General features: G+C 72.5%; 7 protein-coding genes and 2 pseudogenes. 4 read left to right on the plus strand and 5 right to left on the minus strand.

The features are described 5' to 3' along the window. Positions 1-190: pseudogene (locus BJF79_RS43780) on the minus strand (hypothetical protein); the annotation flags it as partial. A 1,064-nt stretch (positions 191-1,254) separates the two neighbouring features. Between BJF79_RS43780 and BJF79_RS64415 the strand changes: the two are divergent. After that, a pseudogene (locus BJF79_RS64415) lies at positions 1,255-1,512 on the plus strand (helix-turn-helix domain-containing protein); the annotation flags it as partial. A gap of 103 nt (positions 1,513-1,615) precedes the next feature. Here the strand turns inward: BJF79_RS64415 and BJF79_RS43790 are convergent. The 3 genes from BJF79_RS43790 to BJF79_RS43800 form a co-directional block, all read right to left on the minus strand. Next, complete coding sequence (locus tag BJF79_RS43790) at positions 1,616-3,409, minus strand: fatty acyl-AMP ligase (protein ID WP_075906422.1); 1,794 nt, start codon at positions 3,407-3,409, stop codon at positions 1,616-1,618. Beyond that, a complete protein-coding gene (locus tag BJF79_RS43795) occupies positions 3,406-4,362 on the minus strand; it encodes an acyl-CoA desaturase (protein WP_075906424.1) in 957 nt (318 codons plus the stop codon). The genes BJF79_RS43790 and BJF79_RS43795 overlap by 4 nt, the downstream gene beginning before the upstream one ends. Positions 4,363-4,433: 71 nt before the next feature. Continuing rightward, positions 4,434-5,630 (minus strand): lipase family protein, encoded by a 1,197-nt coding sequence (locus BJF79_RS43800; protein WP_262403463.1) that lies wholly within the window; start codon positions 5,628-5,630, stop codon positions 4,434-4,436. A 345-nt stretch (positions 5,631-5,975) separates the two neighbouring features. On the opposite strand from BJF79_RS43800, the gene BJF79_RS43805 reads away from it, so the two are divergent. Continuing rightward, positions 5,976-8,057, plus strand: coding sequence for a phosphocholine-specific phospholipase C (locus BJF79_RS43805; RefSeq protein ID WP_075906456.1), 2,082 nt, complete (start codon positions 5,976-5,978; stop codon positions 8,055-8,057). A gap of 97 nt (positions 8,058-8,154) precedes the next feature. On the opposite strand, the gene BJF79_RS43810 is transcribed toward BJF79_RS43805, so the two are convergent. Next, positions 8,155-9,729 carry a transposase gene (locus tag BJF79_RS43810; protein ID WP_262403464.1) on the minus strand — a complete coding sequence of 525 codons (1,575 nt, stop codon included), beginning with the start codon at positions 9,727-9,729 and terminating at the stop codon, positions 8,155-8,157. Positions 9,730-10,036: 307 nt separating this feature from the next. On the opposite strand from BJF79_RS43810, the gene BJF79_RS64420 reads away from it, so the two are divergent. Together BJF79_RS64420 and BJF79_RS43820 are read left to right on the plus strand one after the other, a co-directional pair. Next, entirely contained in the window at positions 10,037-12,058 is a 2,022-nt protein-coding gene (locus tag BJF79_RS64420) for an MFS transporter (protein ID WP_262403465.1), read from the plus strand. Between the two features lie 53 nt (positions 12,059-12,111). Further along, positions 12,112-13,563, plus strand: a complete 1,452-nt coding sequence (locus tag BJF79_RS43820) for a carbon-nitrogen hydrolase family protein (RefSeq protein ID WP_143220908.1) — start codon at positions 12,112-12,114, stop codon at positions 13,561-13,563. Positions 13,564-13,566: the final 3 nt, after the last annotated feature.

Below are 13,566 nucleotides of genomic sequence, written 5' to 3' on the forward strand. Positions count from 1 at the left end.
TCTCGCCGGTGCGGCGGCGGTGCTGGGCGGCGGCGACGGCGGCCTTGACCGGGCGGCGGCCGAGGCGGGCCGCGGCGGCGGCGAGGCGCGGGTCGGCGAGCACGGCGTCCGTCCGGGGAATGCGCCGCCGCACGTCGCGCGAGCCGCCGTCCTGCATGGCGGGGGCAGTACCCGCGATCTTGACGGGCAAACGACACAGGATTTGCCGGTGCTTTCTGTGCAATTCCCCCAAAATCGACCAGGCTCGTGTTTCCGCGTCGCGAAAAACGCTCGCCGCAGGAGCAAGCCGCCGAAAGTGTTGTCATCGCGGTGAGTGTCGCCGGTGACACACTGTGCCTAGCCTGGCGGCCCGGGTTCGAGCGCACGGAGGTGGCACTGTGACCGAGCTTGCAAACAGGCCCGCGGGCAACGACGATCTGGCGGCCCAGCCCTGGCGCGACGTCCCCAGGGAGGAGGCGGCGTGGATGCGCCCGCACCTTCCCGCGCTCGTCGACGCCATGGTCGAGGGCGTCCTGCGGCACGTCCCCGAGTACGCCCGCCTCGACGACCCCGTCTACGTGGAGGTCGTCCGCGAGACGACGCAGCGCGGGATGGAGCACTTCATCCGGCTCATCGCCGACCCCGACGCGTCGTGGAAGGAGATGCACCAGCTCTACTTCGACATCGGCTACGGCGAGGCCGTCGAGGGGCGCGGGCTGGAGCACTTCCAGAACTCGCTGCGCGTCGCGTCGCGGACGGCCTGGCGGTACCTGGCGCGGGAGGCCGACCGGCTGAAGAAGCCGCGCGAGCTGGCGATCCGGCTGACCGAGGCGAACTTCGCCTACCTCGACCTGCTGGCGTCGGCCGCCGCGCAGGGCTACGCGCGGGCCCGGGAGAAGGCGGCCGGGGAGCGCGAGCAGCGGCGGGGACGGCTGCTGGGCCTGCTGCTGTCGGACCCGCCCGCCCCGCGCGAGGTCCTCGTCGAGCAGGCGGCGCTCGCCGGGTGGCCGCTGCCCGAGCGGATCGCGGTGATCGTGCTGGACGTCCCGCCGGGCGGCGGCGGCGAGGGGCCGCGCGGGCTGCCGCGTCGCTGCTCGCCGGGCTCGACCACGGCCGCACCTGCCTCGTGGTCCCCGACCCGGACCGGCCCGGCGGCATCGACCGGCTCACCGCCCCGCTGCGCGGCTGGACGGGCGCGGCGGGCCCGTCGGTGCCGCTCGACCAGGCCGGGGTGTCGCTGCACTGGGCGCACCGGACCCTCGACCTCGTCCCGGACTGCCCGAAGGCGCGCGACGGCGGGCTGCTGCACGCCGACCGGCACCTGTCCGAACTGCTGCTGCAGGAGGGCCGGACGCTCGCCGAGGCGGCGGCCCGGCGGCGGCTCGCGCCCCTTACCGCCGCCGGACCGCACCGCGCGCCCGGCTCGCCCGCACCCTCCTCGAATGCCTCAAGCACGGGTTCAACGCGACGGACGCCGCCGACGCGCTGCGGGTGCACCCGCAGACCGTCCGCTATCGGATGGCGCAGCTCCACGACATGTTCGACTTCGACATCGAGGACCCGGAGCTGCGCCTCGAACTGATGCTGCTGCTCCCCGTCTGGCTGGCGGGCATCGACGGGGAGCGCGGGTGAACCGTCACCCGGTCTCGGTGCCGGTCTCGGTGCCGGTCTCGGTGCCGGTCTCGGTGCCGGTCTCGGTGCGCGGCAGCGTCCCGTCCAGGTACGCCTTCCGGCACGCCGCGCGGGCGATCTTGCCGCTGCTGGTGCGGAGCAGGCCGCCGGGCTCGATCAGGACGAAGTCGTGCACGCGCAGGTCGTGCTCCTTCTTCACCGCCGCCCGGACGGCCCGCGCCGCCTCGTCCGCGGCCAGCAGCGCGATCGGGACGCGCCGGTTCCGTTCGGCGATCACGACGAGCCCCTCGGTGTCGCCGGTGTCGACCGCGACCGCGCACGTGTACTCGCTGCGGATCGCCTCGTGCGCGTTCGACACCGTGTACTCGACGTCCTGCGGGTAGTGGTTGCGGCCGTCGACGATGACGAGGTCCTTGATGCGGCCGGTGACGAACAGCTCGCCGCCGTGCCGGACGCCGAGGTCGCCGGTGCGCAGCCACGGGCCGCGCGGCACGTCCCCGATCGTCCCGGACAGCTCGGCCTCGAACGTCTCCTTCGTAGCCTCGGGCCGTCCCCAGTAGCCGGCGGCGACGTTCGGGCCGTGCACCCAGATCTCGCCGACCGTCCCGTCCGGCTGCCGGACGCCCGTCTCGGGGTCGGCGATCACCACGTGCTGGCCGTAGGAGGTGCCGCAGGCGAGGAGCTGGATCGCGCCCTCGGCGTCCGCCGCGCACGGCTCGGCGACGCCGCGGCGCAGCGCCTCGTGGTCGAACGCGGCGCGCGTCGGCTCACGGAACCGGGACGAAGCCGACACGTACACGGTCGCCTCGGCGAGGCCGTACGCGCACACCTGCGCCTCCTTGCGCAGCCCGCAGTCCTTGAACGCCTCGTAGAAGCCGGTGAGGGTGCTCTCCCGGATCGGCTCCGCGCCGTTCATGAACACCTGCACGCCGCTCAGGTCGAGGTTCCGCTTCTCCTCCTCGGTGACCTGCGCGGTGAGGTACTCGTAGGCGAAGTTGGGGCCGCCGGTGAACGCGTGGTCCTGCCCGCTCAGCAGCTCCAGCCAGCGGACGGGCCGCATGATGAACGCGACCGGGTCCATGATGACGCCCGGGTTGCCGTACACCAGCGGCAGCGCGACCGTCGTCACCAGGCCCATGTCGTGGAACACCGGCAGCCAGTTCACCCCGGACGACTCGCGCGGAACGCCCTCGAACGTCCGCCACAGCTGCTCGGCGTTCGTCGCGAAGTTCCCGTGCGTGATGATCACCCCGGCGGGGGTGCGGGTCGACCCCGACGTGTACTGCAGGTACGCGACGTCGTCGGGGTCGATCGGCTCGGGCGTCCAGTCGGGCGACGCGTCGATCTCGTCCGCCACGACGACCTCGGCGGGGCGCACGCCGTCGCCGTCCAGGAACGTCCGGACGGCCGGGAGCGCGGCGCTCGTGGTGATGACGACGTCCGGTTCGGCGTCGTCGTAGACCGCGCGGAGCCGGTCGCCGTGGCCGGGCAGGTCGGGCGAGAACAGCGGCACGCCGACGACCCGGGCGTACATCGCGCCGAGGAACCCGGCGACGTAGTGGTGGTCCTGCGGGGCGAGGAGAGCGACGCGGCGTCCAGGCTCGGCGGCCCGCCGGATGGCGGCGGCCAGCGCGCGCGCCCGCCGGTCGAGTTCGCCCCAGGTGAGGTGGGTGGCGACGCCGTCCGGGTCGGACATGTAGTCCATGAACGTGTAGGCGCGGTCGTCGGGGAAGTCCTTGGCGAACCGGGCGAGCCGCTCGATGAGCGGGGTCCGGTCCAGGGCGGGGACGTCGGTCATGTCGAGGCTCCTTCGACGCGGCGGGAGGCGAGGCGGTCGTGGTCGGGCCAGCGGACGTCCCACACCCAGCCGAGCCGCTCGAAGAGCCAGATCACGCGGGCGCTGATGTCGAGCTGGCCCTTCAGCACGCCGTGCCGGGCGCAGGTCGGGTCGGCGTGGTGCAGGTTGTGCCACGACTCGCCGAACGAGGGGATCGCCAGCCACCACACGTTGCGGGCCTTGTCGCGGGTCTTGAAGTCCGTCCTGCCGAACACGTGGCAGATGGAGTTGATGGAGAACGTGATGTGGTCACCGGCGAACACGCGCAGCACCCCGGCCCAGAACGTCGCGGTGACCGCGCCGTGCCACGACCAGGTGAGCAGCCCGCCGAGCGCGAACGGCACCGCGAACGTCGACAGGCAGATGAGCGCGTACACGGGATCCAGGGACAGGAACCGGATGTCCTTGTCCTTCAGCAGATCGGGGCAGTACTTACTGCGGGACGTACGGTCTTTGCTGAACAACCAGCCCATGTGCGCGTGGTAAAGGCCCTTGGTGAGGCCCCAGACACCGGGCCCGTACAACCACGGCGAGTGGGGGTCGCCCTCCTGGTCGGCGTACTTGTGGTGGCGCCGATGGTCGGCGACCCACCGGACGACCGACCCCTGCATCGCCTGCCCGCCCAGGATCGCCAGCGCGATCCGCAGCCACCGCTTGGCCTTGAACCCGCCGTGCGTGAAGTGCCGGTGGTACCCGACCGTCACACCGATCGCGTTCAACGGGTACAGGACGGCGAAGACGGCGACGTCCGTCCAGCCGATCCCCCAGCCCCACAGGAACGGGATCGCCCCCAGCACCCCGGCGATCGGCCCGATCACGAACACCGCGATCGCGATCCGCTCCGGCCAGGGGACCGTTCCGGAAATGTCCGGCTGCGGGGTTCGGTTGCCGGCCTCGGCGACACCCGCTGTCATGCGAACTCCTCGAAGTCGATGGCTCCCCGGAGGCCGGGCCGCCGCTCGTCGGGCGCCGGCCTCCGGGACGATCAGCAGTTGCCCTCGGCGGGCTTGCCCTCGAAGCGGTCGTCCAGGAAGTTCGTCACGTCCCCGGCGGCGCCCCAGTCGGTCGACAGATGCTCGGTCGGATAGTCGTTCTTCCAGGTCGTGTTGATCCCGGCGGCGCAGTAGCGCTGCCGCGTGGCGTCCTCGGTCTCGTGCGGGATGATCTCCTCCAGCCATCCGCGGTACTGGAACACCGGGAAGCCGATCTCGTGCCGCGCGCCCGAACCGGCCGGGCCGATGCCCTCGCCGAGCCGCTGCCGGTCGACGATCTCGCCCCACGTCGTCCCGTCCGGACCCCGCAGGCCGTAGATCTGGTCGAGCGACAGGCCGTCCGTGGAGAAGTTCTCGACGCGCGCACCGAGGAACACGGCGAGCGTCCCGTACAGGCAGTGCGCCTTGACGTTCTGGATCGCCTTCTCGCCGTTCTCGTTCATCAGCTCGGTGAACGGCATCTCCGGGTACGCCGCGTTCAGCCCGACCAGGGCGTCGGCGAGGAACCCGGCGAACAGGCTCCCGTTGAGCGCCTTCGCGGTGACCTTCAGATCCCCCGGGACGCCGCCGGCCGCCGCCCCCACGACGTCCAGTTCGGGCGCGTAGGACGACGCGAGCTGCGCGCCCCACAGCGACGCGGCCCCGCCCTCGGAGTACCCCGAGATGCCGACCTTCCCGTCGGCCGTCAGCCCGCCGCCGGGGATCTGCCGCGACGCCCGCACGATGTCGAGCAGCGCGTGTCCCGCGTTCGCGCCGACCATGTACGTGTGGACCTGCCCGTCGAGGTACCCGACGCCGTCCGTCGCGGCGATCGCGTGCCCCTCCTTCAGGAACAGCGCGAGGTTCCCGCCCTCGTACATGTCGACGTACTCGCCCGCGAGCTGCTTGGAGAACGCGCACTGCTGCCCGGACCCCAGCGTCCCGGGGTTGAACGCGACCGTCGGACGCGAACCGCCCTTCGTCCACGCCGCCTCGGGGACCGCGACCGTCCCCGTCACGACGTTCTTGCTCCCCTTCGCGTCCGTGGAGACGTACCGGACCTTCCACGCCTTCATCGGGACGTCGCCGGGAACGTTCGTCAGCACGGCCTCGCGGCACGCCAGCAGATCGCCCGCGGCTCCTTGGACGGCGGACGGCGGCGCGGCGTAGATCTCCTCGTCGGTCGCGGTGCATCCGCCGGGCGCGGCCACCGCCGCGGGCGCCGCGACCGCGCCGGGGGACGGCGAGCGCGGCGGCGCCCAGCACCGCGGTGGTGAACAGAGTCCGTAGTCGCATCCTCACTCCAGGGGTGGGCCAGGAAAGTGAATGCTGACGACTGTGTCCCACGGGGCGCGCGAGGAAAATGAAGTTTCCTCACATGGTCGGCGACCGCTCTTAGCAACCGACTCAACAAACCGGGAGCGCTCCCCGCCGCACGCAGGGCACTCCCCGCGCTCCGGCGGCGCGCCCTCACACGTGAATCCCTTTCACGTTCGTTACCGCCCGGACGCGCGATCGCCGCCGTCCCGTTACGCGTGCGGCACACGCTTCTCGGCATGACGAACGCAGGCCCGTCCCGCCGCAGGTTCCTCGCGTCCGGCGCCGGTGTCGCCGCGGGCGCCGTCGGCGGCTCGCTGCTGCCGCCCTCGGCGCACGCCGCCGTCGCCCGGCCGATCCGGCCCGGCGGCCTCGACGCGATCGAGCACGTGGTCTTCCTGATGCAGGAGAACCGCGGCTTCGACCACTACTACGGCTGCCTGCGCGGGGTCCGCGGCTTCGGCGACCGCAACGCCATCGAACTGCCCGGCGGCCACTCCGTCTTCGAGCAGCCCGGCTTCCTGCGGCGCGTGAAACCGTTCCTGGCGCGCGACGCGATCGGGCACGGCCCGCTCACCGACGTCAACTACATCGGCGGGCTCGGCCACGGCTGGGAGGACGGCCAGAAGGCGCGCGGCGACGGCTGGCACGACAACTGGATCCCGGCCAAGCTGATGCCCACGATGGTCCACTACGACCGCACGGACCTGCCGTTCCAGTACGAGCTCGCCGACACGTTCACGATCTGCGACGCCTACCACTGCTCGGTGTTCGGGCCGACCAACCCGAACCGGACCTACCACTGGACCGGCACGATCGGCCACGAGCCGGACGGGCGCAGGGCGGTCGAGAACGACGCCTACAACGAGGCGTTCCACCCCGGCTACGATTTGACGTCCTACGTCGAGCGGCTGACCCGGGCGGGCCGCACCTGGAAGGTCTACCAGGAGTGGGACAACTTCACCGACAACCCGCTCGAATTCCTCACCCGGTTCAAGCGGATCATGCGCGCGGCGCTCGCGCCCGCCGGGCCGTACCGGAGCCTCAGCGAGTTCTACGGCGCGGTCGCCCGCGCCGAGGGCGACGCCCGCACCAAGCTCCTGGACGCCCTGGACGCGGGCGTCGCGGCCCTCCCGGCGCCCGACCGCGACCTGTTCGAGCGCGGGCTGCGCCGCGCCGACGGCGGCACGCTCGCCGACGCGTTCGCGGCCGACGCCGCCGCCGACCGGCTTGCCGACGTCTCCTACATCGTCACGTCCGCCGCCGAGTCCGAGCACCCGAGTTCGGGCAGCCCGATCCAGGGCGCCGGCATCACCTACCGGGTGCTGGACGCCATCGCCTCGAACCCGCGCGTGTGGGAGTCCACCGCGCTCTTCCTGCTCTTCGACGAGAACGACGGCTACTTCGACCACGTCCCGCCGCCGCTGCCGCCCGCCGACGCCGCCGCCGAGCACGTCGACGGCAAGCCGATCGGGCTGGGCTTCCGGGTCCCGATGGTGGTCGTGTCCCCGTGGACGGCCGGCGGGTACGTCTGCTCGGAGGTGTTCGACCACACCTCCACCATCCGGTTCCTGGAACGCTGGCTGGGCGTCCGCGAACCCAACATCGGCGCCTGGCGCCGGACGGTCGCGGGCGACCTCACCTCGGCGTTCGACTTCCGCCGCACCGCCCGCCCCCGGCCGGTGCCCGAACCGGCCGCGCCGCCGAAGTTCCACTGGCGGTGGCCCGCGCTGCCGCCGATCGTCCAGCAGGACCCGTCCGTCGAACCCGGGACCCGTCCGGCCCGTCCGCTCCCCTACCGCACCGAGGCGTCGGCGCGGCTGACCGGCGACGGGCTCGCCGTCACGATGACCGAGCGGGGCCGCCGCGCCTCGCACCTCGCGCTCTACCCGTACGCCGGGGAGTTCGGCACGCCGCGCCACTTCGACGTGGCGGGACGGCTCGTCGAGCGGGTGCCGCTGAAGGACGGGCGCTACCGCCTCACCCTGACGGGCCCGAACGGCTTCCGGCGGGAGTTCGCGGGCTCGGCGTCCGGACCGGCGGCGGACGCGGACGTGACGTCGCGGGCCGCGGCGGGCGCGCGGCGGCTCGCGATCACCGTGCGGAACCCGGCCGCCGAACCGCGCGCGTTCGTCCTCACCGCGCTCGCCTACGGTGCCGGGACGCGCGAGGTGACCGTACCGGCGGGCGGACGGGCGACCGTCGACTGGCCCACCGAACACGGCTGGTACGACGTCGAGGTCCGGGCCGCCGGTGACGAAGCCTTCCGGCGGCGGCTGATGGGGCACCTGGAAAACGGCCGCCCGTCCATCTCCGGCTAACCGGCATCAGCGCGCCACCACGGTGACGGTATACCGCGATCGGGGCACCGGGAGCCGCTCCGATGACCTCGCAGGGGTGTAATGAGCGAAACCGTTCCTAAACAGTGTTCAGAAGTGGGTCTTGGACCCATCTCCTGGTTCTGCGCGCGTCCCGAACGGTGTTGGATGCGCTGGTCGCCCGCGTTCTTGGTCCCGTCCGGGAGCGTGCATCGTGTGCACGTTCCGACCCAGGTCGGCGGGGTCCCTCACGTCCCGGGGTGCCCGGTTCGGTCTGGACGGTCCGATGCCCCTGCTCATCGCTCCGGTGGGCAGGGGGCGGTGCCGTCCGTCGCCGGATCGGGTGCCCCAGGGCGCGTCGCCCGACCGCGATGCTCGCCGCATCGTGCCGGGAAACCTTACGGGCCGGAGTGCACATCGGCTTACGCCAATGCTCGGCGCCCCAGCGTGACGTATATGCCGGGTCGACGGCCACGATCGCCAGCCCGTGTTCGGCGGCCATCGAGCTCAGCCGAGCCTTGAGCCTTCCGGTGGGGAAGCCGGAGATCAGCTGCCGGAACCTTTTGCGGCGCCCGTGTTTCTCTCGCGTCTTCTCGCTTGCGAAGTCCAGGTCCTCGATCGCGATCGCGGCGACGCCGCAGGACGCGGCCCAGCGCAGCAGCCGGGTGACGGCGTGTCGAACTTGAGCGTCCCGGTGAGACGATGAACCGGTCAGGTCGTAGCCGAAACGTTTCGGGTCGCCGACGGGGTTGCCGGAGGCGTCCAGATGCCAGGCGGCGAAGTGGTCGGCGTTGGTGTCGACTCCGATGATCCCGCGTGCACGGGTGGCTTCCAGGGGGAGTGCGGGGACGGGGCGACGCTGCCAGGACGCGGTGAGGTACCAGCGGCCCCGGTCGGGGTCCTGGTGGATGCGGTAGGCCACCGCCCGGTCCGCTTCCACCCGGTCGGCCCACTCCTGCCCGCGGTGCGCGAACGCGGCACGGGCGGACAGGACGTACCGTCCGTGCGCCGCGTTCGCCAGAGCCGCCAGCGGGGAGGGCACCCGGATCGACACCTCACCCTCGGGAGTCACGCGGATGGTCTCGTTGCCCAGCCTCTTGCCCGATTCCCCGTCAGCCTGCAGGAACCGGCGTCCGGCCTCCCACCGTGCCTGCCACTCCTCCGACGTGAGCCCGGCCTCCTCCAGGTGATGACGCCGGTTCAGCAACCGTCGGCCACCTCGCACCACGTGCACCGTCCCGGCGTCCCGATCGGCCCGCACCGCCGCCAGCCGGTCCTTCAACACACCCAGCCGACGCGACTTGGCGAACCACTCTCGCCTCGACCGGTACCCGCCCGGCTCCCCCCGAGCACCCTTCGCGCCGAGCGGCAGCGCCAGCCGCCGTTCAAGCGTCCGCACCCCCGCCTCGAGACTCTCCACATACGCCTGCTGACACCGGCGGGCCAACGCCCACTGATCATGCGACGCCTTGGTGATCGATCCGGCCCACCGCGCCGACGACTCGACCGTCAAGTCCCGCTTGCGCGCCGCCCACCGCCCGGCATCGTGTTTCAGGCCGTCCACGCAGCGGGTTTTGAGGTCCCGGGACGCCAGGGATCCCAGGTGCGCGCCGACCGCCCGCAGCACCGTCTCGTCCTCGGGAGTGAGGCCCTTGAGACGGGTACGGATCGCCACGCCTGACGGGCCCGCCGCCACGTACGGCGGCGCGAGCGCCCGTACCTCGCCCCCGCCCGGCCCGCCGGGACGAACCCGCCCGTCGCGTCCGGGCGTGCCGTGGCCGGTGGTGTCTCGGCGGCCACCCCACAACCAACAGCGGAACGTGACATGGTCGCCACTTTAAGTGATAGATCTCGAACGTGCAATCGAAATGCCGCGAAGCACCGATCGCCGTCTACCTTGGAGGCCGGGTCTGAAGGCCGCGCTCTGTCACGGCACCCGACACTCGTGACATATAGACACCTCCAACCATCCATGGAAACTCGTGAACACGCACTCCGCCAACAAGTCACCCCTCCGACACTCCGAGACTCCTTCCGACGTACGGCCGCGGCTGGTCGGGCGGCATCTGGGGCTCGTGTTCGCGGCCACCCTGTCGTCGTTGACCGGGTTCTTCCTGCTGATGTCGGTCGTGCCGATGTACGCGCGGGACGGCGGGGCGGGCGAGGTCGGGGCGGGGTTGGTCACCGGCACGCTGATGCTGACGACGGTGCTCGCCGAGCTGGGGCTGCCGCGGCTGATCACGCGGTTCGGGCATCGGGCGGTGCTCGCCGTGGGCCTCGTGCTGCTCGGGCTGCCGCCGGTCGCGCTGACCGTGTCGGACGGCATGCCGATGATCATCGGGGTGAGTCTGGTGCGGGGGCTCGGCTTCGCGGTCGCGGTGGTGGTGACGGGCGCGATGGCGGCGGCGCTCGTCCCGCCGGAGCGGCGGGGCGAGGGCCTCGGGCTGTACGGGATCATGACGGGCGCGCCGTCGGTCCTCGCGCTGCCGCTCGGGGTGTGGCTCGCGGAGCGGGCCGGGTACGCGCCGGTGTTCGTCGCGGGGTCGGTGCTGTCGCTCGCGGCACTGGCCGTCCTGCCCGGGTTGCCGCGGCGGGCCGGACGGGACGGGACGGACGGGCCCGCGTTCGGCATCGGGGCGGGGCTGCGCTCGGCGGTGCTGGTGCTGCCCGCCCTCGCGTTCGCCGCGACGTCGATGGCGTCCGGGGTGCTGGTCACGTTCCTGCCCGCGGTGACCGGGTTCGCGGCGGCCGCGCTGTTCGTGCAGGCGGGCACGGCGACGTTCGCCCGGTGGTGGGCCGGACGGGCCGGGGACCGGCACGGGGCCGGACGGCTGCTGCTCCCGGCGATCGCGCTGGCGGGGGCGGGGATCGCGCTGCTGGTCCTCGTACCGGACCCGTTCGCGGTGTTCGCCGCGATGGTGCTGTTCGGGGCCGGGTTCGGCGTCGCGCAGAACGCGAGCCTGGCGATGATGTACGAGAAGGTGCCGCTGTCGGGCTACGGGACGGTGAGCGCCATCTGGAACATCGGGTTCGACGGGGGGATGGGGGTCGCGGCGCGCGTCGGGTCGCGCCGACCGGATGGGGTACTCGGCCGCGTTCGCCGCGACCGCCGTGCTGATCCTGCTGATGCTGCCGGCGGCGCGGCGGCGCTGATCAGCCGCGGCGCGGCCGGTCGCGGGACGGGCCGGGGTGCTCGACGCCGCGGGCACCTCGACGCCGGGGTGGTCGGGGCCGGGCTCGCGGCGGCGCTCGTGCAGGTCGGGGTCGGACGCCGGACGACGGGACGTTCGACGCGCGGCGGCTCGGCGCGGGGTTCGTCGGTCTCCTCGGGGAGCAGCCCGGACGTCGAGGTACTCGCGTCCGCGCGGGGTGATCTCCCACGAGTTGCGGCGCCACTCCTTGCGGCGCCACACGACGCCGGCGGACAGCAGCTTGCGGCCGACGCGGCTGATCTCGGTCTCGTCGGTGCCGAGTTCGGTGGCGAGCTGCTGGTTCGACATGCCGCGGCGGCGGCAGACGGCGACGAGGAAGCGGGCCGCGTGGCCGTCGGGCTGCAGGGCGAGCTGCAGGCCGGACGGGAGGCGGCGCAGCGCCCAGTGCACGACGTCGATCAGCCCGAGGATGCGGCCGCGCTGCTCGCGCTGCGCGCCGTCCAGGGCGTCGACGTCGAGATAGTGCCGGTGCAGCCACTGCAGGCCGTCCTGGACCTCGACGAGCGCGGGCTCGTCGGCGGTCAGCGACGCGTCGGTGATCAGCATGCCGAGCGCGCTGAAGTGCCCGTCGCCGATGACCTTGGCGTGCTCCATCGTCTCGATGAGACGCCGGGCCTCGGTACGGCGGTCGCGGGGGCGCCCGGTCGGCGGGGAGGTCGGCTCTGCCCTTGTGTTCACGGCTGCTCCTGGGTCGATGAAGTGGCCGTACCCCTCAAGAGTGCGCCGGTGCCAAGTGATTGTCAAGTGATGAGTGTATCCGATGCCACGGAACGGTGGTGTTCCTCCGGTTAGCATCGAGTTACCGCCACAGGTCGTCACTCGTTGAAATCCCCCGGAGGGTGCTTATGCAGGATCAGTTGGGGGCTCCCGCCTACCCGGCCGCACCAGCTGATCTCTTCGTCCGGCTCTATGACTCGATGTCCGACGACGTCTTCCAGGACTGGACGGCCACCGGCTGGTACGACGATCCCGAGGTGCGGGCCGCGGCGGACGCGGTCGCGGAGGCCGTCATCGAGCAGGGCGAGTTCGCCCCGGACGAGACGGACCGGATCGTCCGCGAGCAGGGGGACCGCGGCCGGTTCGCGCTGCTGCTCGGCCTCGACGTCGCGCTCGCGCACGCGAGCCCGTACTCGCCGTACTACGACGCGCCCGCGCTGGTCGGGACGCTCGTCAACTACCTGACCGAGGGGAAGTTCAACGGGCCGGAGACGGAGGGCGCGCTGCTCCCCCGGTGCGCGTTCCCCGCCCGGCCGGCCGGGCTGCGCACGAAGGCGGAGTTCTTCGGCGTGCACCGGGTCTCGAAGGCCGAGTGGGACCGGATCGACCATTCAGTCCTGCCCGCGGTGCACGACCCGCACTTCAGCCGGGACGAGCCGGTCGCCGTGGGCTGCGCTCCGGTGCTGGAGACGTTCGACGACGTGGAGCTCACGTTCGGGGAGCGGCACGGCACGCCCGTGTACCGGCTCCGCCCGATGGACACGGCCGGGATCCGCAGCCGGATCAAGACGATCATCCGGCGGCTGGACGAGTCGGGCGCGCGGCTCGCGGTGATGCCGGAGTCGTCGCTGTCGGACACGCTGCTGGAGCACTGGAAGGAGGTCGCGTTCGACACCGCCGGCCGCGACCGGGAGCGGCATCCGCTGCGGTTCCTGCTGGTCGGGACGGGTCCGCTGGGCGAAGAGGACCCGCGGCCGAACCGCGCGGTGCTGATCGACCGGTGGACGGGGCGGGAACTGCTCGTCCAGGACAAGCTGTCCGGTTTCACCCTGGACGCGGAGCAGATGCGGCTGTGGCGGCTGCCGGACGCGCCCGCGGACGGAAGGGCCGTCGAGGACGTGCGCCCGGGGACGAAGGTCAGCGTGCTCGACTCGTCGCTCGGCCGCCTCGCGGTGCTGATCTGCGAGGACCTCAGCCGGTCGATCGGGTGGGAGCGCGAGCTGCTGGCCGGCGGCATCTCGCATCTGCTGGTCCCGATCTTCTCCAAGCCGATCCTGCAGTTCCGGTGGGAGCAGCAGGGCGCGGAGCGGCAGGTGATCGGGCTGGGCACCTGGGTGACGGTGGCCAACAGCCTCGCGGTCGGCGCCGCGATCCCGGACGACGAGCTGCCGGGCCCCCGCTACACGTGCCTGGTCGCGGGCCCGGCGAGCCTGGCGCGGACGGCGTACGCGACCGAGATGCAGTTCGGTTCGGCCGGGACGGGCGGCGAGCTGGGGCGGCTGCGCACGTCGGCGCTGCCGCGGGTGCTGCCGGGCGCGGCGTACGACGCCTGGCACGACCACTGGCCGAACGGTAAGTGAATC

The organism is Actinomadura sp. CNU-125, from assembly GCF_001942465.1.
Taxonomy (GTDB): domain Bacteria; phylum Actinomycetota; class Actinomycetes; order Streptosporangiales; family Streptosporangiaceae; genus Spirillospora.

Excerpts from the sequence above, each read along its gene's own strand:
- BJF79_RS43790 (WP_075906422.1), bottom strand. The coding sequence starts at position 3,409 with ATGACCGACGTCCCCGCCCTGGACCGGACCCCGCTCATCGAGCGGCTC.
- BJF79_RS43795 (WP_075906424.1), bottom strand. The coding sequence starts at position 4,362 with ATGACAGCGGGTGTCGCCGAGGCCGGCAACCGAACCCCGCAGCCGGAC.
- BJF79_RS43805 (WP_075906456.1), top strand. The coding sequence starts at position 5,976 with ATGACGAACGCAGGCCCGTCCCGCCGCAGGTTCCTCGCGTCCGGCGCC.
- BJF79_RS43820 (WP_143220908.1), top strand. The coding sequence starts at position 12,112 with ATGCAGGATCAGTTGGGGGCTCCCGCCTACCCGGCCGCACCAGCTGAT.